Source organism: Acinetobacter calcoaceticus ANC 3811, from assembly GCF_000399665.1.
Classification (GTDB): domain Bacteria; phylum Pseudomonadota; class Gammaproteobacteria; order Pseudomonadales; family Moraxellaceae; genus Acinetobacter; species Acinetobacter calcoaceticus_B.
This window is the reverse complement of record NZ_KB976986.1, coordinates 3,317,275-3,342,770: the sequence shown is the minus strand read 5'-3', so window position 1 is coordinate 3,342,770 and position 25,496 is coordinate 3,317,275. Positions and strand designations below refer to the sequence as shown.

Genomic DNA, 25,496 nt, shown 5'->3' with positions numbered 1-25,496 from the left:
GATTTATTAAATTAATCAAAAGAAACTTTTGGAGCCTGTTGTGCAGAAGCTTCTGCTGAGAAATTGGCTTTTGGATGCATGCCAATTACTTTTGCAGTCACTGCTTGCGGGAACTGGCGTACATACGAGTTATAGTCTTGTACCGTTGTAATATAACGATTACGGGCAACTGCAATACGGTTTTCTGTACCCTCAAGCTGAACTTGTAATTCTTGGAATTGAGTGTTGGCCTTCAAATCTGGGTAGTTTTCAGACACAGCAATCAGTCGAGATAATGCACCTGTTAATTGACTTTGAGCCTGTTGATATTTTTCAAGTAAAGCTGGATCTTCAAGAACTTCTTTATCAACTTTTAAACCTGCAACATTCGAGCGTGCTTGTGTTACTTCTGTTAATACTTGCTCTTCATGTTTAGCATAACCTTTTACCACATTGACAAGGTTTGGCACCAAATCTGAACGACGTTGATATTGGTTTTGTACTTCAGACCACGCTGCTGTCACAGCCTCATCTTTTACTTGCAGAGTGTTATAGCCACATCCCGAAAACAGTAAGGTACTGGCAAGTGTCGTTGCGATTGCAAATTGTTTCAATGTTTTCATCGTCACATTATCCTCAAGTTTTTCTTTATATTTTTGACCTCTTTATCCGATTGTATGATGAATTTGGCATTATTGTGTTGCTTTTATTTTATTGATTTTTAAAAAACCGGATTTTTAAATCCGGTTATCAATTAACTTAATCTTTGATCTTTTTCTTGTTGAAAACTTGCCATTTGATAGTCTTCAGCTAAAGAGCTTTTCCAGTAATCGACCATTCTGTCGTAATCCTTTTGACTCGGATGAAAATCTTTCTTGTAATATGCGAAGTATTCAGGCATTAATTGGACAAGCATCTTAATCAGCAAATATGAGCCAAATAAATTGCCTCCAATTTTAGGTAGGCTATTCCATTTATCTTGCCAAAATAAACGAGTTGTCCCATAAAAAGCGAGACTCGCAAACCCAGTAGTGACACTACGCATGAGTAAACGGCGGATACGGTCATCTCCATATATATGCTGATAGACATCGAATGCGACTGAACGATGCTCAATTTCTTCAATCGCATGCCATACCCAAAGTTTTAATGCATCTTGATCTAAGGTTTTTAATAACTCTGGATGCTGTAAAACATATGCTCCAAGTAGAGCTGTAAAATGCTCAAAAGCACAGGTAAGAGCCAATTGAAGTTTAGGTGGAATCGTTCTTAAATATTTATCACGCTCATTTAACCAGTTTTGAAAACTGTCCAAATTATAATCATCACGTCGCCAAGCTTCATTAAACTCACTATGTGCTTTGGAGTGCATAGCCTCTTGTCCAATAAAAGCTGCAATTTGTGCTTGTAGTTGAGGGTCTGAGACTTTATCACGCACATTACGTACGCTATTTACAAAAAATTGCTCACCCACCGGAAACGTTGATGAAAGTGCAGTTAAAAAATGAGACATGAGGGGTGAATTTGCAAAATAGTGCCGCTTGATCGCCTTTGGATTAAATTCAAGACGACGCACTGTAATACCCAACGCTTTTCGACGATTTAAATATGATTTTTCTGCCGTCATATCTGCGATGTTCATACTCAACACCTATTGTATTGAAGAAGGAAGTTTTGAGTATGTCGCGAGCTTAAAAAGCTAAAAAGGGCAAAAAAGCTTATTATATTTGCCAAAAACATCAAAGTGACTAATGGTAGACAATAAAAAAGCCTACTTGAAGTAGGCTTTCTTGAGTGTTTTAACACATTAATTTATTAAACACCTAGGTAATCCAAAATGCCTTCAGCAGCTTGACGGCCTTCCCAAATCGCAGTCACGACAAGGTCTGAACCACGTACCATATCACCACCCGCAAAGATTTTCGGGTTTGATGTCTGGAATTTGAATTCTTGCTTTTCAACTGCGACAACACGGCCCGAACCATCAAGACTAATATTCGCATTACCAAACCAGTCAGCTGGACTTGGGCGGAAACCGAATGCAAGTAGAACAGCATCGGCTGGTAATACTTCTTCAGAACCTGGAACTGGTTCAGGGCTACGACGGCCACGACTATCTGGTGCACCCATTTGTGTCGTTACCACTTTTACGCCTGTTACTTTGCCATTTTCACCAACGATTTCGATCGGTTGACGATTGAATAGGAATTTCACACCTTCTTCATAGGCATTTTTTACTTCACGTGCAGAACCTGGCATGTTGCTTTCATCACGGCGGTATGCACACGTTACATCATGAGCGCCTTGACGTAATGAAGTACGGTTACAGTCCATCGCTGTATCACCACCACCCAATACAATCACCTTTTTACCATCTAAGCTGATGTATTCACTTGGGTCTTTTTCCCAACCTTGGCAACGGTTCACGTTAGAGATGAGGAAATCAAGAGCATCATAAACGCCATTAAGATCTTCACCTGGGAAACCACCCTTCATGTAGGTATAAGTTCCCATACCCATGAACACCGCATCATATTCTGCTAGTAATTCATCAATAGTTACATCAGTGCCAATTTCAGTATTCAAACGGAATTCGATGCCCATACCCGTGAAGATTTCACGACGGCGTTTCATTACATCTTTTTCCATTTTAAATTCTGGAATACCGAATGTAAGTAAGCCACCAATTTCAGGGCGCTTATCGAATACAACGGGTTTAACACCACCGCGAGCTAGAATATCTGCACAACCTAAACCTGCAGGGCCAGCACCAATAATTGCAACTTTTTTGTCAGTCCATTTTACGCCTGACATATCTGGACGCCAGCCCAAAGCAAAGGCTGTATCGTTGATATATTTTTCAGCATTACCAATCGTTACGGCACCAAAACCATCATTTAAGGTACAAGCACCTTCACATAAACGGTCTTGTGGGCATACACGACCACATACCTCAGGTAGTGTGTTGGTTTGATGGCAAAGCTCAGCAGCTTGGAAAATTTGGCCTTCAGCGATGAGTTTTAACCAGTTTGGAATGTAGTTATGTACAGGACATTTCCATTCGCAATATGGGTTACCACAACCTAAACAACGGTGAGTCTGATTAGTAACAGTTTCCGATGTAAAAGGTTTATAAATTTCCACAAATTCTGCTTTGCGGACAGTAATATCTTTTTTCTCTGGATCTTGGCGTGCTACATCCAGAAATTGAAAGTCATTATTTAGGCGTTCTGCCATGTCTCTCTCCGTGGGTAGGCGCGGTTTTCACTGTTGCCCGCACCTGCCTATGTCGTTGCAGTCGTGGAATTATTGTGGATCAGCTTGTGTTGTTTTCAAAAGCGTTAGCAAATTAGCAGCCTTTGGTTTCACAAGCCAGAATTTACGGCTGTAGAAATCGAACTCATTGCGGATTTTATAAGCCCAGGCACTACCTGTTTCTTTAATATGCTCATCGATAATACGCAACAAGAACTCTTTATGATCTTCCATAGATTCTGTTGAAATACGATTTAAATCAATCAATTCGTGGTTGTAGTAATCTACGAAATCATTATCAAGGTCAAGTACATAAGCAAAACCACCGGTCATGCCCGCGCCAAAGTTATGGCCTACTTTACCAAGTACAGTCACAACACCACCTGTCATATATTCACAGCAGTGATCGCCAGCACCTTCAATTACAGCGAATGCACCCGAGTTACGAACTGCAAAACGCTCACCCGCTGTACCCGCTGCAAAAAGCTTACCGCCAGTTGCACCATACAAACAGGTATTACCAATAATTGCTGTATTTTGAGTTTGGAAAGGTGAACCTTTTGGTGGGAAGATTGAGATACGACCACCTGCCATACCTTTACCCACATAGTCATTAGCATCACCTTCAAGACGGATGTGTAAACCACCAGCGTTCCATACACCAAGTGACTGACCCGCTGTACCCGTTAAGTTCATCACAACTGGATGCACTTCCATGCCTAAGTTGCCATAGCGACGAGCAATTTCACCTGACACACGAGCACCAATCGAACGGTCACAGTTCACAACAGTAAAGTTGTACTGACCACCTGCACTTGATTCAATTGCAGGAAGCATTTCAGCAACCATTTTCTCAGCTAACACACCTTTATCAAATGGCGCATTTCCTTGTACTTCACAATACTGCGCTTTACCGTCAGCAGATGGATGAGAAGTTAACAATGGACTTAAATCAAGATGAGCATGTTTTTCAGTTTCACCCGGCAATACTTCGAGTAAATCAACACGACCGATTAAGTCTTTCAATGAAGAAACACCTAGTGCTGCCAACCACTCACGCGTTTCTTCCGCGATAAAGTGGAAGAAATTGATGAGCATTTCTGGCTCGCCAATATAGTGCTCTTGACGTAAGTGATCTTGTTGAGTTGCAACACCAGTCGCACAGTTGTTTAAGTGGCAAATACGTAGATATTTACAACCTAACGCAATCATTGGTGTTGAACCGAAACCAAAGCTCTCAGCACCTAAAATTGCTGCTTTGATCACATCAAGACCAGTTTTTAAACCACCATCTGTTTGTACGCGTACTTTGCCACGTAAGTCATTAACGCGTAGTGCTTGATGCGCCTCACTTAGACCTAATTCCCATGGAGAACCCGCATGGTGGATTGATGAAAGTGGAGATGCAGCAGTACCACCGTCATAACCAGAAATGGTAATGAAGTCTGCATATGCCTTGGCAACACCAGCAGCAATTGTTCCTACACCCGGCTCAGATACCAGTTTTACCGAAACCATTGCTTGTGGGTTAACTTGTTTCAAGTCAAAAATTAACTGAGACAAATCTTCAATTGAGTAAATATCGTGGTGCGGTGGAGGTGAAATCAGTGTTACACCTGGCACTGAGTAACGTAAACGTGCAATTAAACCATTTACTTTACCGCCCGGTAACTGACCGCCTTCACCCGGTTTTGCACCTTGAGCAACTTTAATTTGCAATACTTCAGCAGAAGTCAGGTATGCAGGAGTTACACCAAAACGACCAGATGCGATCTGTTTGATTTTCGAGTTACGAATTGTGCCGTAGCGAACAGGATCTTCGCCACCTTCACCAGAGTTTGAACGACCACCAATTGTATTCATCGCAATTGCAATCGCTTCATGTGCTTCTGGAGAAAGAGCCCCCAAAGACATCCCTGCCGAGTCAAAACGAGGCAAGATATCTTTAACTGATTCAACTTGCTCAACTGGAATTGGATTCGTTGTTTTTAACTTAAATAAGTCACGAATAGTCGCCACTGGACGGTTATTAACCAGCTCAGCATATTCTTTAAAGTGTTCGTATTTACCAGAGCGAACTGCTTTGTGTAATGAGTTAATCACATCTGGGTTGAACGCGTGATACTCTTTATCAAATACGAATTTAAGCAGACCACCTTGATCAATTGGTTTGCGATTTGACCATGCTGTAGCAGCTAATTTTTTCTGGTCTTTTTCAAGATCAGCAAATGTTGCACCCTGAATACGACTTGGGACACCCAAGAAGCACTGATCTACAACTTCAGATGATAAACCCACTGCTTCGAAAAGCTGACCGCCACGATACGACGCAACTGTAGAGATACCCATTTTTGAAAGAACTTTTAATAAGCCTTTCTCAATACCTTTACGGAAGTTCGCTTGAGCATGGATTGGATCACCTAAAAGCTCACCTTTAGCAATCAAATCATTAATCACGTCATATGCAAGGTACGGGTAAACAGCGGTTGCACCGAAACCAAGCAATACCGCAAATTGGTGCGGATCACGTGCAAAACCAGTTTCAACCATGATGTTCGCATCAGTACGTAAACCAGTTTTAATGAGGTAATGGTGTACCGCACCTGTTGCAAGCGCTGCGTTTGCAGGCAAGAAACCTTGGCGAATATTTTTATCAGTTAAAACAATTAAAGTTTTACCATCACGAACCGCTTGAGCCGCTTCTTCACAAATACGAGTAATCGCAGCTTGCAAACCTTCTTCTTCGGCATAGTTCAAGTTGATGTCAACAGACTCATAGCCTGCACGATCAATACTACGGATTTGCTGTATTTTTGAGTTAGACAGAACAGGGCTCGAAATAATGATTCGATCTGCGTGCTCTGGACCTTGCTCAAATACATTCTGCTCACGACCTAAACAGGTTTCGAGCGACATTACAATCGATTCACGTAATGGATCAATTGGAGGGTTCGTTACTTGTGCAAATTGTTGACGGAAATAATCAGTCACATGGCGTACTTGACGAGACAATACAGCCATTGGCGTATCATCACCCATAGAACCAACAGCTTCCTGACCACTTTCAGCAATAGGACGTAACAACTGGTCGCGCTCTTCAAATGTCACCATAAACATTTTTTGAGCTGCTTTTAAAGCATCGCCAGTTAAGCCCTTATCAACTAATTGTTCTTCAAGTTCAGGGTTGGCATTTAAGCGAATTGCATGGTCACGCAACCATTCACGATACGGACGCATGTTTTTAAGATGTGTATTTACATCTTTTGTATCAAGTACTTTGCCCGTTAAAGTATCAACTACCAAAATTTGGCCTGGTCCAACACGACCTTTAGAAACCACATCTTCAGGCTCATAACCCCAAACACCAATTTCAGATGCTAAGGTAATGTAATCATTTTTGGTAACGACCCAACGTGCAGGACGCAAACCATTACGGTCAAGCATACAAATCGCATGACGACCATCTTGAATAACCAAGCCCGCTGGACCATCCCAAGCTTCCATATGCTTAGAGTTAAACTCATAGAATGCACGTAAGTCTGCATCTAAAGTTTCAACGTTCTGCCAAGCTGGTGGCACGAGCATACGCAATGCACGGAATAAATCCATACCACCACCAACCAAGATTTCCAGCATGTTATCTAAGCTTGAAGAATCTGAACCTGTACGGTTCACGATTGGATTAAGATCAGTTAAGCCCGGCAACAATGGATTTTCAAATTTAGGCGTACGTGCCAATGCCCAGTTACGGTTTGCTGTAATAGTGTTAATTTCACCATTATGCGCAAGGTAACGGAAAGGCTGAGCCAAGGGCCAACGCGGTAACGTGTTAGTCGAGAAACGTTGGTGGAATACCACAATATGAGATTTTAAACGCTCATCTGCTAAATCTGTATAGAACTCAGCAATCGCAGCTGGCATCATCAAGCCTTTATAGCTGATTACTGTCGAACAAAGCGTGTTCACATAGAACGATGAATCATTTAGTAATTGTTGTTCTGCACGACGACGTGCCAAAAATAGTTTACGGTTAAACTCAACTTCCGTTACACCCATTGGACAGTTCACAATGACCTGTTCAAAAGCTGGTAAAGATTGAAGTGCAATTTCACCTAGTGCATCGTTATTTGTAGGGACAACACGCCAAGCTAGTACGCGTAAGCCATCAGCCTCAATTTCTTTAGTTAAAATATTTTTAGAGTGCTGCGCTAATGCCGGATCAACATTTAAAAATACAGTACCGACAGCAAAAACTTCGCTAAGTGTAATGTCACTCAGTTTTTTTGCTTCATCACGAAAAAATTGCTTTGGCATCGCCAATAATAAGCCGCAACCATCTCCCGTCTTGCCATCTGCGGCAATACCACCACGGTGCGTCATGCAACTTAAACTGTGAATCGCGGTTTCTACAAGATGATGACTTGATTCACCCTTCATATGGGCAATCAGTCCAAAACCACAGTTATCCTTAAACTCATCAGGTTGATATAAACCTTGAGCGGGAGCTACAGTATTAGGCGATGGCATGTGCATAGCGTACCCTTCTTTCAATAAGGCTCTTTCGAGCGTCAAACAAACAACTTATTTCTGCGATATTGCCTATGGACGATAGTTAGCTCAATGTTTCGCAAAAAAAATTTTGGGCTGATAAGCCAATATACGCTGTTCCATTTTTACGTACACTGGTTTTTGCTAGAAAAATGTTTTGACTTATTTCGCACTCTTTTAAAGCAGCTCGACCCCACGACTCTGCATAGACTTCACTCTTTAGAGCGCCAAAATAGTTAGCAGTACATTAATAAGCACAAGAATAAAGCAAAAACTATGCCAATATAATTTTCAAAGCTTAAGTGTTTATATTTATTAAAAATAGATCGGTTTTATTCAGGTTATCATTTTAATAAATGACCAAATATGCACCACACTTGATCAAAAATTATATATGTCTTTTGTTATTGCACTATATTTGTGCACATTATTCTTATCCTTAGTTCCCTCTTGTGCCCTCATTTGTTGCATTTTTAGGAGGAGCTTCAGTTGCACGATTTTGTTGAGCCTTTTTAGCAGTATCAGCAGCAGAATTCGACTGATGTACATCCACAACATTTCCTTCAGCATCTCTGCGAATAATGGTTGTCCGAGTTGTGGAGTTTGTTGCTGGAGCAGCTACTTTAGGTTGCGCACTTATAGCATTATTTGCACCTGTACCCATAAGCAAAGACTCATCAATTCTAGGCAATGCAGCTGGACGTAAACGCACTTCATAAGTTTGACTAATCCCACCTTTCATTTCATCTGCACCCAAGTCATTGACTAGTGGTACATAGGTCGAAAATTGTTGAGGTTGCGGCTTAATTGATTCAGGCAAATCAAGATTCAGCTGTGTTAACTGTTGAATTGCATCTTCAGAACGTTTAAATACACCATATGTCAAAACATATTGTTCAGATTGCTTATCACCACTTAATCTGAAGTAGATGAATTTATTTCGGTCTGAACGATTCTTTAAAAAGTTTTTAACAATATCTTCATCAGATGCGCGGAATAGCTCAAGCGTCCACTGTTTCTTGTTTTCGTTAATAAACTTTGTACCGCGGAACTCCGCCTCATGCTGACCAGATACAACAGTCCGAGTCGTTAAATCAAGAGGCCTAACTTCATCAGCTAAAGCCCCTAAGTTAGCCGTTGTTGCCACTTTTTCTGGCTGAATTTGCACGGGTGTTTCTGAATCGGCTGCTTTTTCAACTTCTACAAGCTTCTTACTATCAGTCATTACCCAGAAAAGAAAAGCCAGAAACAAGCAGACGATACCACCCACCAACCAGATATATTGTTGAACATTCTGCCAAAGTGTACGTGATACAGTCATGTGTTACCTTAATTTATTATCCGTGTTGATTTGCCAAAATAGCTTGTTTCATGAGTTCAACATCAAAGTCTTTAGTAATTACAGCTTGTCCAAGTTGCTTTAACAACACTAAACGTAATTGACCATTGAGGACTTTTTTATCATGTGCCATATATCCAAGGAATTCATCCAATGGAATTTTTGGACATGATATCGGCAAATTGGCGCGTTTAATAATTTTTTTTGTACGCTCTACATCATCGCTTGAAATCCAGCCTAAACGCTGTGATAAATCAGCCGCCATGACCATGCCAGTAGCTACTGCTTCGCCATGTAACCAAGTACCATACCCAAGATAAGATTCAATCGCATGACCAAAGGTATGACCTAGGTTGAGTAAAGCTCTCTCGCCCTGTTCTTTTTCATCATTTGCAACAATACGAGCTTTATGGGCACATGAACGATAAACAGCTTCTGCTAAAAGATCAGCATCGCGCCCAACCAACCCATCCATATTCTGCTCTAACCACACCAGAAACTCAGCATCACCTAACAAAGCATATTTAATAACTTCTGATAATCCAGCAGACAACTCTCGATCTGGTAAAGTGTTGAGTTGAGCCATATCAGCCAAAACAACTTGAGGTTGCTGAAATGCGCCAAGCATGTTTTTACCCAGTGGGTGATTAATTCCAGTTTTACCACCTACACTTGAGTCGACCTGTGAAAGAAGTGTGGTAGGAACCTGAATAAAATACACCCCACGCTGGAAACATGCTGAGGCAAAGCCAGCCATATCACCAATCACACCGCCACCTAAAGCTAGAACCGTACAATCTCGGTTAAAACCAGCTTCAAGTAGTGCATCAAAAATTAAATTTAAATGTTGAATATCTTTATATTTTTCACCATCGGGCAAAATACAAGTAGCTATCGTTTTACCCAAACTTTTTAGTGCTTCTTGATAGTGAGATAAATATAAAGGAGCAACCGTTTCGTTACTCACAATCATGACCTGCTGACCATGAATATAAGGCTCAAGCAACTGTTTAGGATCAAGTTGACTGCCAATAAAAATAGGATAACGGCGTTCGCCTAATTCAACATGTAAAGTTTGCATGAGTTTATTAAACCACGAGTAAGTTTGGCTATTTTAGCGTGTTAGACAAAATAAGTTGCAAAATCTTTTGTGCAAGATCGCGTGCAGCACCCTGATTGGTTTCAATCGTGTAATGAGCAACTTCACGATACAAAGGATCACGTGTTTTTAATAAATCTCGCAATTTTTGTTCAGGATTTTCAACTTGTAATAGAGGTCTGTTTTTATCGCGATAAGTTCGTTGTAATTGTAGTTCCACTGGAGTGTAAAGATAAACAACAATACCACGCTGCTTTAGAAACTCACGATTAGGTGCTTGAGTAATCGCACCACCGCCTGTTGCTAAAACCAAAGCCTTACGGGAAGTCAACTCATTCAACACCATGGTTTCACGAGCACGAAATCCAAATTCCCCTTCTTTTTCAAAAATCCAAGGAATAGTAGCACCCGTTTTGCGTTCAATTTCATGATCACTATCTAAAAATTCACGCCCTAATATTTCGGCTAAATGACGTCCAACGGTTGTTTTTCCTGCCCCCATGGGCCCTACCAAATAAATATTTGGCAGGGTTTCAAACGCTTTGCTTGGCAAGGCGCCACCTATTTCAATTGCTTTCATTGAAAAATATATTAATGATTTCTCACCAAAGTGTCATTAACAATTCGTGGCGTAACGAAAATCAGTAACTCTTGTTTATCATCAGATTTCACATCTTTTCTGAATAAATGCCCAAGTACAGGAATATCACCGAAGAAAGGAACCTTGGTTTGTGAGTTAGATGTAGTCTGCTCAAATACCCCTCCCAAAATGACCGTTTCACCGTTATTAACCAATACATTGGTGTTAATATTATTTTTATTTAAAATTAATTCACCATTAGGGGCTTCACCTGCTACAGAATCCTTAGAAATATCTAATTTCATTTGAATTTTCCCATCAGGCGTAATACTTGGAGTAACATCCAAGCTTAGGAGTGCATCTTTAAATGAAGTAGTTGCTGTGGAACCTGCACCTGAAGTAGTCGTCATCAGATAAGGAACTTGCTGACCAGTAGCGACTTTTGCAGATTGTTTATCTGCTGTCATGACTTTAGGTGTCGAAATAACTTCACCATAGCCATCGGCTTGTAATGCGGAAAGTTCAAGATCAAGCATAAAATCAGACATGCTAATTAAACCAAAGGCAATACTACCCGCAGGATTAGAAACCCCTAAATCGACATTTAGGTTATCTGGCCGTTCAATCGTATATTTATAGCCACCCGTAGTCTCATCTTTTTTGGGTTCTCGTAAATTCCATAAAGTTGTTTCACTACCACCAACCAACAAATTCTTATTATTGGTGATTCCTTGTGACAATATTCCCCATTTGACACCCAGTTCTTTGGTAAAAGAAGTAGAGGCTCTTACAATACGCGCCTCAACCATGACCTGCTTCACTTGTACATCAAGTAAATCAACCATTTTACGGATTTTATCAATATTTTGTGCTGTATCATTAATAATTAAAGTATTGGTCCGCGTATCAGCCACAGCACTACCGCGTGAACTTAGCAAGCTCTCCAACGCAAGAGAATCCGAGTTTGCAGTACGATTCGCAACTGCCCCCTTACCATCACGAGAATCCTCGATTAACTTAAGTAAATCGATGGCTTTGGCATAACTCAAATGAATATAATCTGTTTGGATCGGTGCTAACTTAATCGTTTGCGCTAAAGCTTTTGCTTCATCATCTTCTGCTTTAATCAGCTCTGCAACTGGAGCAATCCAAATAACATTGCCATTTCTACGCTTATCCAAGTTTTTAGTTTTTAAAATAATATCAAGTGCCTGATCCCACGGAACATCTTTCAAGCGCAAAGTAATATTACCCTGAACACTATCGGCAGCCACCATATTAATGCCAGTAAAATCGGCAAGTAGCTGTAGAACTCTACGAACTTCAATATCTTGAAAATCCAGAGAAAGCTTATTACCAGAATAAGATGGCTTAGATGCAGTACTTACACTTTTGTCCTGAGGACGTTTTAAGCTAATGGTGAGTTTATTTTCCGCCTGATAAGCCATATATTCATAGCTACCAGTAGATTGGATCGTAATAACGCCATTACCTTTTTCGTTATAAGACTCGATGCTAGAAACAGGGGTCGCAAAATCGTTTACATTTAAACGTTTGGCTAAATGGGTAGGAATTTTAGAGCCAAGTGTTCTCACTACAACTTTGCTGCCTTGTTGTTGAACATCAACAGGCGTATTACTTCCTAGTAAATCAATAACAATTAATCCTTCACCTTGACTTCCACGCTGAAAACCAATATTTGAAACGCCTTGCGGTTGTACCGTAGTAGTTGGTAAAGGCTTAATAGCTGCTTGAGCTGAATTAATCTTTAGAATAAAAGTATTACCTTCAATACGTGTTGTAAACGCACCTGCCTCTTTTAAATTTACGGTTAAACGTGAGCGTTGATCGTCAGAACTTACATCGACCGAGCTCGCTTCATTTGTACCAATCGCTACTTTTGACTGTGTTAAAGTCTGCTGAGCTTTATTAAAATCCAAAATCAAACGTGAAGGATTTTCAAGTTGATATGCTTGTGGTTGCGGTGGCAAACCATTAAACATAACTCTAATTTCTGTACCTTGACCTGCAATTTGTGTCGGTACAATATTCGTCATGCTGACCTGCGCAGAGGCAACCTGCATAACTGCAATGGCTACAGCCCCCATAGAAAACTGACGGAATACGTGATTCATTGTCTGACCATCCCCAATTAAATAATCTTTAAAAATACTTTTTCTTTGTTATTCCCTAAATTTTAGGGCGCGGGCCCAATTAACACTAAGGTTCTTGGTCTCTCCACATAGCCTTCGCGCCCATCAGGGACAATTTCCACCAGATCAATTTGGGTTGGACCAATATGGGTAATACGCCCTTGATTCATCCCCATATAGTTCCCCACCTGTACTCGCTCAATTTGCTGATCAGGTGACTGGATAAGAGCCAGCACTTGCCCACGGTTGTTACGAATGCTTCCTTTCATGTTTAAGGATTCTAATGCATAACTTTCTAGAGGCTGAGGTGCTCGTGAGAAGTTCGGATAGACTCGTTTTCCTGCCATAATTTTGAGCTCAGCAGCAAGTGAGCTTGGTAAAAATGGACTCTTTAGCTGATGAGCCGCATAATTAAATTGTGGTACAGGTGTAAAAACAGGGGCTGGGTCTATCGGCTGTGGTGGCTGGTTACGTATATTTGCCATTTGCTGATTTACAGCATCAATTCTCGAGTCACATCCGACTAAAACTAAACATGCCAAAATAGAAAAAGAAATTTGCTTAAGTTTCATTGTAATGCTCCTATTTCGACTGTGTATTAGCAGTAGAGGAAACAGGTGCTACTGAAGCCGAAGCGTTGTTTTCCGGATGTTCAGCATTTTCTACGGCGCCCATATAGCGATAAGTTTTTGCCTTAATAGAATAATTAAGTACAGGAATATCTGACTTACTATCTTTAACAGGCGCAGCTTCTACAACAAAGTCATGCATCGTTACAATGCGGGGTAATGCCGCGATACTACTAACAAAAGCCCCAAAAGCGTGATAATCGCCAGTTGCTTCCATCGTAATAGGCTGTTCAATAAAGATTTCCTGCTTCACTTCATCTTCTAAACGGATATTTTTAAACTTCAGACCAGAATTCACTCCAGTTAAGTTAATATCCTCAACCAAGCTTGGAATTTCGGTTTCTTTTGGCAATTGCTCTAACTGCTGATTAAAGTTTGCTTGCATCTCTTGAAGTTGAAGCTGATATTGCTGCAAGTTACGTAATTTGGAATCTTTTTCTCGAAATTCATTCAACAAATTACTTTCTTGTGCCTGCGCATTATCAATTGCTTGTAGCTTTGGCTGAATAACAACAAAATATCCCAAAGCCAACACAGCAAAGAAAATAAAAATCCAACAAGTAATTTTCACAGATAATGGCCAGCTACCATAACTGTTCATATCTAGTGTGTTAAATTGCTGAAGAAACTTTTCTAAAGTGATCTGTTTTTTCTTAGATGGAGCTTGTTCTAACGACAACTCATGAAGTTCATCCGGACTCATTTAGGCGCCCCCTTATCCGTACTTACAGACGTATTGGCGGTATCATCTGTTGTAGTCACCCCCGCTTCGCCCAAATCAACAGTCACAACAAAACTGCCATAGCCATCTTCCACTCTAGGAAGCAGCGAACTCGCAGTCTTATCTTTTTTCTCTTCAGCCGCCAAGAAAGAATTCATGAAAGCGTTGCGATACCATTGTGATGCTTCAAGATTACGTAATAACTCCGCAACCGTATTTGGACTTTCAGCTTTACCTTCAATGGTAAATTTATCTCCAGTTCGGCTAAATTTAGTTAAATACATCGCTGTAGGCGTCACACGTACCAATTCATCTACCAAACGCACGACAACAGGGCGCTGACTTTGCAATCCCTGAATAAGTTTCATACGCTCGATAATGGCATCACGCTGTTCTTGCAGACCATTTAAGGTTTTAAGCTGTTGATCTAGACTCTGGTTTGTACTAGTGATGAGTTGATTAGCTTGCTCTTGATCATTTAATTTTTGATTCAAATAAAACCACCCAGAAAATACAGTGGTGATCCCCAGAACAACGACCCCAAAACAGAAAATAATAAATTGTTTTTTACGTTGCTCCCTAAGCCCATCACGCCAAGGGAGTAAATTAATTGTCGCCATTAATCAAAACTCCTTAAAGCCAAGCCACATGCCACCATTAATGATGAAGCATCATTTTCAAGTTTTTGAATGTCGACTTGAGGAGAAAAACCCATTTGTAAAAATGGATTGGCAATGGTCACACGGTAACCAAGTTTTTGTTGCAACAATTTGGCAAGCCCAGGAATATTGGCATTCCCACCCGCTAGTAAAATATGGTCTATTTCATTGAACTGTGACGAAGAGAAGAAAAATTGTAGAGACCTAGCTGCTTGTTGTACGACCGCATCTAAAAATGGCTCTAAAACTTCAATGTCATAGTCATCGGGTAAAGAACGTTCTTTTTTAGCTCGTCCTGCTTCTTCTAAAGACAAACCATAACGGCTTTGAATTTCCAAAGTAAGCTGTTTGCCACCGAAGACTTGTTCACGGGTATAAATGATTTTGCCACTTTGCATCACCGATAATGTTGTCATGGTATGGCCGATATCTAAAATACCAATGGTATTTGCACCCATTGGCAAGCTATCAGCAAATACACTAAAAGCACGCTCAACGGCGTAACTTTCGACATCAGCAAGCTTAGGCGTTAAATCCACCAGTTCGAGTACTTCTACACGTGTTTCAACATTTTCTGTTCTTGTTGCAACTAAAAGTACATTCACACGGTTTGGATTAGGCAGGCGATCCGGTAAAACCTCAAAATCAAGGCTCACTTCGTCCAAAGGGAACGGTATATACTGCTCCGCATCTAATCGAATCTGAACTTCTCGCTCATCATCATTCATCTCTGCATCCATTTCGATGGTTTTATGAATAACCGTCGATGTTGGAACAGCAATTGCAGCGTTACTGGTTTGGGGATTTGCTAAATTCATCGCCCGTTCCAAAGCTTCTGCAACTGCCTCTGGATTCAAGATATTTTTTTCAACTACACTGTTCTCGGGTAAAGGCATCAAAGCATAGCTTTCCACCCAATATTTACCGTTCTTAACAGAGAGCTCTAACAACTTAACAGAAGTCGAACTAATATCGACACCCATTAACCCCTTATTCGGTTTACGATATAACCTGAGCACACTATTGTCCTATTATTTTTTTATCCCCAAAAAAAAATTACAAACCAATAATCTAGGTCTTTATTTTTACACGGATACAATATCTCATCTAACAATCCGCATGTCTAAAGGCTATACTGACCACAATTAGTTTGTATTCGATCTTATTAAAGCTTACTTATCATGAAAAAGCTATCCAGTTTGGGCTTCGTGCGTCCAATTTTTTTGATCATTATTATTATCTTAGTCTCACTTCCGATGGGCTTTTATGGCATGTATCTCTATATTGCCCCATCGCTCCCTGAAATGAGTTCACTAAAAAAAGCTCCGCTTTTAAAACCTCTACAGGTCTACACATCAGATAACCAACTGATTGCCGAGTATGGTGGTAAGCTTTCTATTCCAGTTGAATACAAACAAATTCCTCCTGCTTTTATTCATGCATTTTTAGCAGCAGAAGACTCTTCTTTCTTTGAACATAGCGGGATCAGTTTTAAGGGTTTAGGGCGTGCTTTAAGTGAAAGTGTGACTGGTTCTGATGTGCAAACTGGTGGTTCAACCATTACCATGCAGGTTGCAAAGAACTATTATTTGAGCCCAGAAAGAACCTTAAAACGCAAAATAACCGAGATCTTTTTAGCTCGAAAAATTGAGCAAAACTTATCTAAAGAAGAAATTCTCAGTCTTTATGTGAATAAAATCTTCCTAGGAAAAAATGCCTACGGTATCGCAGCGGCAGCCAAAATTTATTACAACAAAAGTATTAATGATCTGAGCATTGCCCAAATGGCAATGATCGCAGGTTTGCCAAAAGCACCTTCTAAATACAACCCTGTGGTTAATCCTGAGCGTGCACTTGAAAGACGTAACTGGATTTTAGGTCGCATGTTACAGCTGGGTTATATCTCTCAAGCAGAATATCAAAAAGCCGTAGCTGAACCGATTAACCTCAACATGCCCAATCGGGATTTAAATAATATTCATCCTTATGCTGGCGAAATGGTTCGTTCAGAGCTTGTAAAGCATTTTGGTGAACAAGCGATTGATTCTGGCTATAAAGTCTACACAACCATCGATGCTAAACGCCAAGCGATTGCAGAGAAATCTGTGCAAGATGGCCTTGAAGCTTATGACCGTCGTCATGGCTGGCGTGGTGCGGAAGCACACGATAAACCGTTAAATGAATTTAGAGCATATGCTAATACCTACCCTGCACAAGTCACCAAGGTAAATAGCAGCTCTTTTGAAGCACTCATGCAAGATGGCACAACCGTTACTGTACAGTGGTCAGGTATGGCATGGGCTCGCCCCTATCGCAATGCAAATAGTGTAGGTGGTGCTCCTTCCCGTGCCTCTCAAATTGTTCAAGTTAAAGATATTATTCGCTTACGTCCAAATGATGCAAAAACAGCATGGTCTTTAGTTCAGGTTCCAAAAGTTCAAGGTCAACTTATTGCGATTAACCCGAATGATGGTTCAATTGAAGCAATTGTAGGTGGTTATAACTTCTATCAATCGAAATTTAACCGTGCCTTACAAGGCTGGCGCCAACCCGGTTCAACGATCAAACCGTTTGTCTATGCATTGGCATTAGAACGCGGTATGACGCCATACAGCATGGTGAATGATAGCCCTATCACGATTGGTAAGTGGACACCTAGAAACTCAGACGGTCGTTATTTAGGGATGATTCCTTTACGCCGTGCTTTGTATTTGTCTCGTAATACCGTGTCGGTACGCCTTTTACAAACTGTGGGAATTGAACGTACGCGCCAGTTATTCATGGATTTTGGTTTACAAGAAGATCAAATTCCACGTAACTACACCATTGCCTTAGGTACTCCTCAAGTCTTACCAATTCAAATGGCAACTGGATATGCAACGTTTGCAAATGGTGGTTATCGTGTTCAACCACATTTTATTCAGCGTATTGAAGATGCATACGGTAAAGTAATTTATGAAGCTAAGCCAGAATATGCATGTATTTCATGCATTAATGCGCCTGACACAACTAATGACGAGCAGAAAACTACGACAACAGATGATGAAGTCATTGAGGTTACGAACAAAGATGTAGAGCAGAAAGAAAAAGCTGCTAAACAACTTAACCTTAAACAGAGTGATAAAGCGAATAGCGAGTACCGCCAAGCTCAACGTATTTTAAAATCAAGCTCTGCTTACGATATGGCGAACATCTTACGAGACGTTATTGAACATGGTACAGGTCGTGCAGCACTTAAAATTGGTCGTAGTGATTTAGGTGGTAAAACAGGTACAACCAACGATGCAAAAGATGCATGGTTTGCAGGCTTTAACGGCAAGTTAGTGACTGTAACGTGGGTTGGATTTGACCAGCCGACTACATTAGGTCGTCGTGAGTATGGTGGTATTGCTGCATTACCGATCTGGATTAACTTTATGGGTCAAGCATTGCAAGGTACGCCAGCATCTTGGGTTCGTTTAGATAAAGATGCTCAAGGTCCTATTTCACGTGACAAACAACAAACTGTTACTGAGGTAGGAGATAAGAAAACTTATCGTGCAGCTCCACCATTAGCACGCCCACTTTATCGCCCAGCACCACCACAACCAAAACTGAGCAATGACAATGACTTTTCCGATTTACCAGGCGAAGAAATTGTTATTCCATCAAAAGCAGCGCCTCCTGCTATGAAGCCTTCACAGGGAGCAGCACCGAAGCGTGAGAAAGATGAACTAGAAAATCTGATTAATCAGATTGAATAGAAAAAAGAAGCCATCATCAGATGGCTTCTTTTTTGCGCTTTTAAAAATGGACTGTTAGCTAGCTGTTTTATTACGTTTCTGAAAGACATAAATTTGAAAAGATGCCGTTAACTCTAATTGCGACTGCTGCTCTAACTGCAAACGACGCTCAGGGGATGCTTTATAAGCATAAGGTGTCATAGCAATCAGATTTTTTAAAGCCTGTTGATCAAGCACAAAAGGGGCATCAATAATTTGCTCTTGCTTAAGCTCAAACAAATCTTGCAACTGCTCTATAAACTTCTCTGGTGTGTGAGGGTTAACCTGCTCAAATAGAGCCTCACGCATTGCATACAAATGTTCAGATGCAGGTGTGACAACAATTAAATACCCATCATCTTTTAAAATACGTGCAATTTCGGCTTGTGGAATTGGGCTAAACAAACTGGTACACGCATCCATGCTTTGATCAAGCACAGGTAAGGTCGCACCAGTTCCCACAACCCAAGTTACTTCAGCATTGAGCTTTGCTGCACGCTGTACCGCATTTTTTGCAATATCAACACCAACACATTGCTCAACGACTTGCTGCATGGCACTTGTGTAATAGCCTTCACCACACCCTATATCAAGTACGGTTTTTACACCTAATTGTTTTAATAAAGCGACTACAGCATGTTGTAAAGGTTGATAATAACCACTTTGTAAAAAAGCTCGTCGCGCATCAACCGACTCTGGCGTATCTCCAGGGTTCTTACTATGCTTATGTTGCACAACATGTAAATTGACATAACCTTGTTTTGCGATGTCATAACTATGTCCTCTTTCACAACGCCAAGTTCTATCCAGTAGATCTAAAGGTTGACGGCAAACAGGACACATCAATACGCTCATGTTTTTCTCTCAATAAAAAAGCCGGCAATGCCGGCTCTTGTGAAAACCTTTCTTAACGCAATTTTAAAGTCATTAGACCTAAAACTACTAATATAATTGTAATAATCCAAAAACGAATCACGACTTGGGTTTCTTTCCAGCCCTGCTTTTCATAATGATGATGCAACGGTGCCATTAAGAACACGCGTTTATTACGCATCCGCAGCGATCCAATTTGCAAGAATACAGATACTGCCTCCATTACAAACACACCACCCATAATCGCAAATACGATTTCTTGGCGTACCATAACAGCAATCGTTCCAAGCATCGCACCTAAAGCTAAAGCACCAACATCGCCCATAAAGATTTGAGCAGGGTGTGCGTTATACCAAAGAAATGCCAAACCTGCACCAATCATGGCAGAACAGATTACAACAAGCTCAGAGGTATATTTCACATATGGAATATGCAAATAGTTAGCGAAACGGATGTCACCTGACAAATAAGCAAATACACCTAAGCCAGTAGCTACCATTACAACAGGCATGATTGCCAGACCATCTAAACCATCAGTTAAATTAACGGCGTTAGAGGCGCCATTAATAACCAGATAGGTAAATACAATAAATGCCAAGCCTAAAGGAACCATAGAGAGTGGAATTGAAAGATTCTTAAAGAATGGAATCAATAAATCCAGCATGTTTGCAGTATGATCAGCATTCGATTGTTGGGTTGCAATTAAATATAAAGCAATACCAGCTCCAAGGGATGCAACTGAAGTCCAGAAAAACTTCTTACGTGCAGGTAAACCTGCATTGTCTTTATAGCGAATTTTAATCCAGTCATCTGCCCAGCCCACAGCACCGAACACAACCATTACACCAAGCACAATCCAGACATAAGGGTTAGATAAATCAGCCCAGAGTAAGGTACTAATACCAATTGAAAGCAGAATTAAAATCCCGCCCATGGTTGGTGTACCCATCTTTTTAGCATGATTCTCAGGAGCAAATGAACTTACTGCCTGACCGTATTTTAACGCTTGTAATTTACGAATCATGATCGGTCCGAGGACCAAACCAATGGTCAGTGAAGTTAATACACTGAGTAAAGAACGTAATGTTAAATAACGAACGACCTGAAACGAACTGTGATAGCCCGCAAGTTGTTCAAACAACCATAACAGCATTTAAAGTTTCTCCATCAAATCAGCCATCAACGTTTCCATATGAGTAAAGCGAGAACCTTTAAACAGGAAACTCATGGACTGTGGTTGATGTGTTTGGATTAGATTGATTAGAAATGGAAGCGCCTCAGCTTGTGTCTGAAATGCTTTCACTTTATTGGAATGAGAGTCTGCACCCTCGAGAGCAGCTGAAGCAAACTGCCCAACTGCAATAATATGATCTAAAGGAAGCTCGGCAAGATCACGGCCTAAATCATGGTGTTCTTGCCAACTGCTATCACCTAACTCACCAATATCCCCCATGACCATCACTTTTACGCCTTGTTGTTGCAACAATACTTGTGCAGCAGCACGCATAGAATTCGGATTGGCATTATAGGTATCATCAATAAATAAGTAAGGAGATTTTTGAATAAAGTTCAGACGACCTTTAGCACCCTGAGCTTGCTCTAAACCTTGAACAATATCTTCAAGTCCAATACCAATTGCTAAAGCAAAGGCTACGGCCGCAGTGGCATTTTGCACATTATGCTCACCTGCAAAAGGGAGTTTAACGGCACTCATTCCTTGCGGCGTATGTAGGGTAAAATTTGTTGATTGAGGCAATAACTCAATATCAGTTGCATAAATATCGCCACCGACACCAAATGTAGAAATACGATGCGCTTTTGCAGCGTCAAGAATCTCAGTAGTGAAGTCATCTTGTTGCGGTACGATTGCTACGCCATTTGGCAAAATATGACGATAAATTTCCGATTTAGCTCGGCAAATACCTTCACGACCACCAAATTCGCCCAGATGAGCTGTACCAATATTCAAAATGCCTGCAACATGGGGCTGAACTAATTTAGAAGTATAGTCAATTTCACCTTGATGACTTGCACCCAACTCCATCACAGCATATTGATGTTCCTTGCGAAGCTCTAGCAGCATCATTGGTACACCAAGGTCATTGTTTAAATTACCACGGGTGATTAATGTCGGAGCTAAGCGCGATAATATACTTCCCAACATTTCTTTAGTTGTGGTTTTACCGCTACTGCCTGTTAAAGCAATCACTTTTAATTGTGTATTTTGCTCACGACGATAAGCTCCAAGTTGCCCCAAAGCCAAACGAGTATCGGCCACAACCAATTGTGCAATATCTACATCTAAGGGGCGGTCAACAATAGCGATTTGACAACCATTCGCTGCAACCTGAGCTATAAAGTCGTGTGCATCAAAACGCTCACCCTTAAGTGCTAAAAAGGCGTCCCCAGTTTCTGCATGACGAGAATCCGTCAAAATACGTTTAATTTCAGTTTGAGGGATCTGGTCTTTATGCCAATAGCCCTGCGTTGCCTGTTGTAATTGTTGAGCTGTCCACGGTTCCAAAGGCACGGTACTGGTGGTTGAAGTATGCATAAATAATCCTATTGTGCAGGGTAAGCAGCGTCTACAGTATGGTGCTGTGCAGCAATTGCTGATTGTACTTCGACAACATCATCAAACCAGTGGCGCACACCATTAATTTCTTGATAATTTTCATGACCTTTACCAGCAATAACCACAATATCACCAGCTTGAGCTTGCTGTGCAACGAACTTAATTGCTTCACGGCGATCATGAATTTCCTGCATGCGATGCCCAGAGAAATCAATCCCTTGCTTCATATCAGCAAAAATTTGTTCAGGATCTTCGGTTCTTGGATTATCCGAAGTCAGAATAATCGGATTCGCTCCATCCAATGCTGCTTGAGTCATGAGTGGACGTTTACCACGGTCACGATCTCCACCACACCCAAATACGGCCCAAAGCTGATTAGATACATGACGTTTTAAAGTCTTAAGCACCTGGATCAAAGCATCGGGTGTGTGTGCATAATCCACAACAAATAAACGCTCACCGTCGCGAATGACCTGCATCCGTCCCGGCGCACCAATAAGCTTAGGAACAAAAGCGACTAAAGCCTCTAAATCAAAACCTGCTTGCTCAGCAGCAATAAGTGCTGCGATCAGGTTTTCAACATTGAAATGTCCCAATAATGGACTTTGCACAGCAAAAGAACCTTGCGAGCTGACTAAATTAAAAGTCGCGCCTGCCAAACTGTAACTTAAGTCACTAATATAATAATCAGCCGTATTTTGGGTAAGTGAATACGTCAGAATCTTTGGCTGAGCAGGATTTTGTTTTGCTGCATTGATCATAAGAGCAGCATGTTCATCATCAAGATTAATAACAGCTACTTTCAATGAATTAAAACGGAATAAGAGAGCCTTTGCTTCTGCATAGGCTTCTAAAGTGCCATGGTAATCCAAATGGTCACGACTCAAATTACTATAAACAGCAATTTCAATCGCACAACCATTTAAACGGCCTTGCTCTAAACCATGTGAGCTTGCCTCTAAAGAAGCGAAAGTTGCACCTTGTTTAGCATAATCATGCAATGCATTTTGTAGTTGTAAAGCATCGAGCGTAGTATGAGTTGATGGCGTCAGATCAGGCAAAATACCATTACCAGTTGTACCCATCACTGCACAGGACTGTTGTTGTGAACTAATTAATTCAGCAACTAGACGCGAAATTGTCGTTTTACCATTTGTGCCTGTTACTGCAACAATACGTGCTGGTGTAACAGGGGCAATATGTTGCAAATAACGCTCTTGCCATTCGCCCATACGCTGACGTACATCAGGGCATACCCACTCATTTGCCACACCCAGCTCAGTCTCGCTAATGATCCCAAGTGCGCCATTCGCTAAAGCTGACTCAGCAAAAGTACGTGTTTTTTCAGGTTGGCTATAACTGGTCAAAGCAATAAAAATTTGGCCCGATTCAACCTTACGGCTATCTAGACTAAAGCCATGAAAGGGCTGTTTAGACCACTGTGCATTAATCTCGACTGGATTAATTTCTTGAAAAGAAACAGACATAGCTTACCTGCGAATAGGATTTACTGAAGTATCAAGGGGCTTATCAAGCGGCACATTCATTAGACGTAATGATTCTTGCATAATGCGTGCAAAAACAGGTGCCGCAACCAAACCACCGTAATAACGACCTTGTGGGTTTTCAACAACGACAATAACGGCTAAACGTGGGTCACTAATTGGAGCAACACCAGCAAATAAAGCACGGTATTCATTATTTGAATAACCTTTACGGTCTGCACGAAGTTTATGAGCCGTACCAGTTTTACCACCAACGCGATAACCCGGAATATTAGCTTGCTTTGCAGTACCACCAGGCATCGTAACCTGCTCTAACATGAGCAAAACCTGATCGGCAATTTTTGGAGCAAGAACTTGTTCACCTTTAGGCGCCTGATCTAACTTATGTAGGCTTAAAGGCATTTTCTCGCCATGATTTGCAAGCATTGCATAGCCTTGGGCCAACTGAAGAATAGTCGCATTTAGACCATAACCATAAGCCATGGTACCAATTTGAGAAGAGTTCAATTTACTTACTGGGAGCACTAAACCTGAGCTTTCACCCGGAAATTTCACAGCCGAGCGCTTACCAAAACCGGCACGATTAAAGAAGCTTGGTAGTGTTTCTTTTGGAAGTGACAATGCAATTTTTGCAGAACCCACGTTTGAAGACTTAATAATGACGCCACTTACAGTTAAAGCACCATAGTTATGAGTATCACGAATCGTATGCCAACCTAAACGCATTGAACCCGGAGACGTATTTACAATCGTGTTAGGCGTATATTGGCCAGTTTCTAATGCGGAAGAAATTGTAAACGGTTTCATGGTTGAACCCGGTTCGAACATATCGATCGCACCGCGGTTACGCATGGCATCTTTATTAGACAAACCATTTTTATCATTCGGGTTATATGACGGCCAACTGGTCATTGCCAGAATTTCACCAGTCTTAACATCTACAGCAATTGCAGTTGCCGAACGCGCATTATTTGCAACACCAGCTGCTGTCAGCTCTCTATACATAATGTATTGCAAACGAGAGTCGATACTTAAAGTGATGTTTTCGCCCGGCTCACCCTCACGGATAACCTCTGAAACTTTTAAGCGATTTCCGCGCTTATCACGAATAATTTTTTGCTCACCATCCACACCCGACAGCTGTTTATTGAGCTGCATTTCTAAGCCTTCAATCCCTTGGCCTTCACTGTTAGTTAAACCAATGATCTGGGCATTTGGCTGTGGTTGAGGATAATAACGTTTATACGTTTTCTCGGCATATACGCCTTGAAAGTTACCCTTCGTAATCAGTTCTGCTTGTTGCGGCGGTATTTCTTTTTTCAAAACCAAATATCGAGAACGCGGTCGTGCATTCATCTGTTTTTTAAGATCGGTACGATCTAAACCAACAACGTCTGCTAACTCATCAAGATTCAAGTTTTTATCGGGTAATTGTCTTTTTAATTTACGATTATTCGGATCTTTCTTTAATTCCGCTGTAATTTGGTCATATAAATGCTTGGTATCGAAATAATCACGTGGATCCATTACGATTTTCATGATTGGTGTACTAATTGCCAAAGGTACACCATGGCGGTCACTAATCACGCCACGCATGGCTTCCACACGCTCAGTACGCAAAATATTGGCATTGGCCTTGTTTTGTAAAAAATCCTTATTAATTACTTGTACATAAAATGCACGTGCAATTAAAACAACAAAACAGAGCAACACTACTGCCCAGAGCAGATAAAACCGCCACATATCAAAGGCAAGAGTTGGTTTTTCCGAAATAGACTGCTGTTTTTTCCGTGTTTGTTTTGTTCGCTTATCTACCATAC

The 25,496-nt window shown here is 41.0% G+C and carries 18 protein-coding genes; 1 reads left to right on the top strand and 17 read right to left on the bottom strand.

What is annotated here, in order from left to right:
• Positions 1-11 precede the first annotated feature (11 nt).
• From F935_RS16915 to F935_RS16860, 12 genes are all read right to left on the bottom strand, one after another.
• The gene (locus F935_RS16915) at positions 12-602 is read right to left on the bottom strand and encodes a LemA family protein (RefSeq protein ID WP_002117090.1); all 591 of its coding nucleotides are present in this window, start codon (positions 600-602) and stop codon (positions 12-14) included.
• Between the two features lie 131 nt (positions 603-733).
• Positions 734-1,621: a metal-dependent hydrolase gene (locus F935_RS16910; RefSeq protein WP_016139994.1), complete on the bottom strand. Its 888-nt coding sequence runs from the start codon at positions 1,619-1,621 to the stop codon at positions 734-736.
• A 173-nt stretch (positions 1,622-1,794) separates the two neighbouring features.
• Positions 1,795-3,216 (bottom strand): FAD-dependent oxidoreductase, encoded by a 1,422-nt coding sequence (locus F935_RS16905; RefSeq protein WP_016139993.1) that lies wholly within the window; start codon positions 3,214-3,216, stop codon positions 1,795-1,797.
• Positions 3,217-3,285: 69 nt separating this feature from the next.
• Positions 3,286-7,761: a glutamate synthase large subunit gene (gene gltB / locus F935_RS16900; RefSeq protein WP_171068120.1), complete on the bottom strand. Its 4,476-nt coding sequence runs from the start codon at positions 7,759-7,761 to the stop codon at positions 3,286-3,288.
• Between the two features lie 460 nt (positions 7,762-8,221).
• Positions 8,222-9,103: a hypothetical protein gene (locus F935_RS16895; protein ID WP_016139991.1), complete on the bottom strand. Its 882-nt coding sequence runs from the start codon at positions 9,101-9,103 to the stop codon at positions 8,222-8,224.
• A gap of 16 nt (positions 9,104-9,119) precedes the next feature.
• Complete coding sequence (aroB, locus tag F935_RS16890; RefSeq protein WP_016139990.1) at positions 9,120-10,202, bottom strand: 3-dehydroquinate synthase; 1,083 nt, start codon at positions 10,200-10,202, stop codon at positions 9,120-9,122.
• A gap of 28 nt (positions 10,203-10,230) precedes the next feature.
• A complete protein-coding gene (aroK, locus tag F935_RS16885; protein ID WP_016139989.1) occupies positions 10,231-10,800 on the bottom strand; it encodes a shikimate kinase AroK in 570 nt (189 codons plus the stop codon).
• An 11-nt stretch (positions 10,801-10,811) separates the two neighbouring features.
• Positions 10,812-12,935: a type IV pilus secretin PilQ gene (pilQ, locus tag F935_RS16880; RefSeq protein WP_016139988.1), complete on the bottom strand. Its 2,124-nt coding sequence runs from the start codon at positions 12,933-12,935 to the stop codon at positions 10,812-10,814.
• 62 nt (positions 12,936-12,997) lie between these two features.
• The gene (locus F935_RS16875) at positions 12,998-13,525 is read right to left on the bottom strand and encodes a pilus assembly protein PilP (RefSeq protein WP_016139987.1); all 528 of its coding nucleotides are present in this window, start codon (positions 13,523-13,525) and stop codon (positions 12,998-13,000) included.
• Positions 13,526-13,535: 10 nt separating this feature from the next.
• Entirely contained in the window at positions 13,536-14,285 is a 750-nt protein-coding gene (locus F935_RS16870) for a type IV pilus inner membrane component PilO (protein ID WP_016139986.1), read from the bottom strand.
• Entirely contained in the window at positions 14,282-14,923 is a 642-nt protein-coding gene (locus F935_RS16865; RefSeq protein WP_016139985.1) for a PilN domain-containing protein, read from the bottom strand. The genes F935_RS16870 and F935_RS16865 overlap by 4 nt, the downstream gene beginning before the upstream one ends.
• The gene (locus F935_RS16860) at positions 14,923-15,981 is read right to left on the bottom strand and encodes a pilus assembly protein PilM (protein ID WP_016139984.1); all 1,059 of its coding nucleotides are present in this window, start codon (positions 15,979-15,981) and stop codon (positions 14,923-14,925) included. The genes F935_RS16865 and F935_RS16860 overlap by 1 nt, the downstream gene beginning before the upstream one ends.
• Positions 15,982-16,143: 162 nt before the next feature.
• Here F935_RS16860 and ponA point away from each other — a divergent pair, with 162 nt between their 5' ends.
• Positions 16,144-18,705, top strand: coding sequence for a penicillin-binding protein PBP1a (ponA, locus tag F935_RS16855; RefSeq protein WP_016139983.1), 2,562 nt, complete (start codon positions 16,144-16,146; stop codon positions 18,703-18,705).
• A 54-nt stretch (positions 18,706-18,759) separates the two neighbouring features.
• Here ponA and F935_RS16850 read toward each other — a convergent pair whose 3' ends face one another.
• The 5 genes from F935_RS16850 to ftsI are packed head-to-tail and all read right to left on the bottom strand — an operon-like array spanning position 18,760 to position 25,494.
• A complete protein-coding gene (locus F935_RS16850) occupies positions 18,760-19,578 on the bottom strand; it encodes a putative RNA methyltransferase (RefSeq protein WP_080645645.1) in 819 nt (272 codons plus the stop codon).
• A 52-nt stretch (positions 19,579-19,630) separates the two neighbouring features.
• Positions 19,631-20,749, bottom strand: a complete 1,119-nt coding sequence (mraY, locus tag F935_RS16845) for a phospho-N-acetylmuramoyl-pentapeptide-transferase (RefSeq protein ID WP_016139981.1) — start codon at positions 20,747-20,749, stop codon at positions 19,631-19,633.
• Positions 20,750-22,150 (bottom strand): UDP-N-acetylmuramoyl-tripeptide--D-alanyl-D-alanine ligase, encoded by a 1,401-nt coding sequence (locus tag F935_RS16840; RefSeq protein ID WP_016139980.1) that lies wholly within the window; start codon positions 22,148-22,150, stop codon positions 20,750-20,752.
• Between the two features lie 8 nt (positions 22,151-22,158).
• Positions 22,159-23,658, bottom strand: a complete 1,500-nt coding sequence (locus F935_RS16835; RefSeq protein WP_016139979.1) for a UDP-N-acetylmuramoyl-L-alanyl-D-glutamate--2,6-diaminopimelate ligase — start codon at positions 23,656-23,658, stop codon at positions 22,159-22,161.
• A gap of 3 nt (positions 23,659-23,661) precedes the next feature.
• Positions 23,662-25,494, bottom strand: coding sequence for a penicillin-binding protein PBP3 (gene ftsI / locus F935_RS16830; RefSeq protein ID WP_016139978.1), 1,833 nt, complete (start codon positions 25,492-25,494; stop codon positions 23,662-23,664).
• Positions 25,495-25,496 lie beyond the last annotated feature (2 nt).

Coding starts and splice junctions, on each gene's coding strand:
- F935_RS16915 (WP_002117090.1), bottom strand. CDS start 602: ATGAAAACATTGAAACAATTTGCAATCGCAACGACACTTGCCAGTACC.
- F935_RS16910 (WP_016139994.1), bottom strand. CDS start 1,621: ATGAACATCGCAGATATGACGGCAGAAAAATCATATTTAAATCGTCGA.
- F935_RS16905 (WP_016139993.1), bottom strand. CDS start 3,216: ATGGCAGAACGCCTAAATAATGACTTTCAATTTCTGGATGTAGCACGC.
- gltB (WP_171068120.1), bottom strand. CDS start 7,761: ATGCCATCGCCTAATACTGTAGCTCCCGCTCAAGGTTTATATCAACCT.
- F935_RS16895 (WP_016139991.1), bottom strand. CDS start 9,103: ATGACTGTATCACGTACACTTTGGCAGAATGTTCAACAATATATCTGG.
- aroB (WP_016139990.1), bottom strand. CDS start 10,202: ATGCAAACTTTACATGTTGAATTAGGCGAACGCCGTTATCCTATTTTT.
- aroK (WP_016139989.1), bottom strand. CDS start 10,800: ATGAAAGCAATTGAAATAGGTGGCGCCTTGCCAAGCAAAGCGTTTGAA.
- pilQ (WP_016139988.1), bottom strand. CDS start 12,935: ATGAATCACGTATTCCGTCAGTTTTCTATGGGGGCTGTAGCCATTGCA.
- F935_RS16875 (WP_016139987.1), bottom strand. CDS start 13,525: ATGAAACTTAAGCAAATTTCTTTTTCTATTTTGGCATGTTTAGTTTTA.
- F935_RS16870 (WP_016139986.1), bottom strand. CDS start 14,285: ATGAGTCCGGATGAACTTCATGAGTTGTCGTTAGAACAAGCTCCATCT.
- F935_RS16865 (WP_016139985.1), bottom strand. CDS start 14,923: ATGGCGACAATTAATTTACTCCCTTGGCGTGATGGGCTTAGGGAGCAA.
- ponA (WP_016139983.1), top strand. CDS start 16,144: ATGAAAAAGCTATCCAGTTTGGGCTTCGTGCGTCCAATTTTTTTGATC.
- F935_RS16850 (WP_080645645.1), bottom strand. CDS start 19,578: ATGAGCGTATTGATGTGTCCTGTTTGCCGTCAACCTTTAGATCTACTG.
- mraY (WP_016139981.1), bottom strand. CDS start 20,749: ATGCTGTTATGGTTGTTTGAACAACTTGCGGGCTATCACAGTTCGTTT.
- F935_RS16840 (WP_016139980.1), bottom strand. CDS start 22,150: ATGCATACTTCAACCACCAGTACCGTGCCTTTGGAACCGTGGACAGCT.
- F935_RS16835 (WP_016139979.1), bottom strand. CDS start 23,658: ATGTCTGTTTCTTTTCAAGAAATTAATCCAGTCGAGATTAATGCACAG.
- ftsI (WP_016139978.1), bottom strand. CDS start 25,494: ATGGTAGATAAGCGAACAAAACAAACACGGAAAAAACAGCAGTCTATT.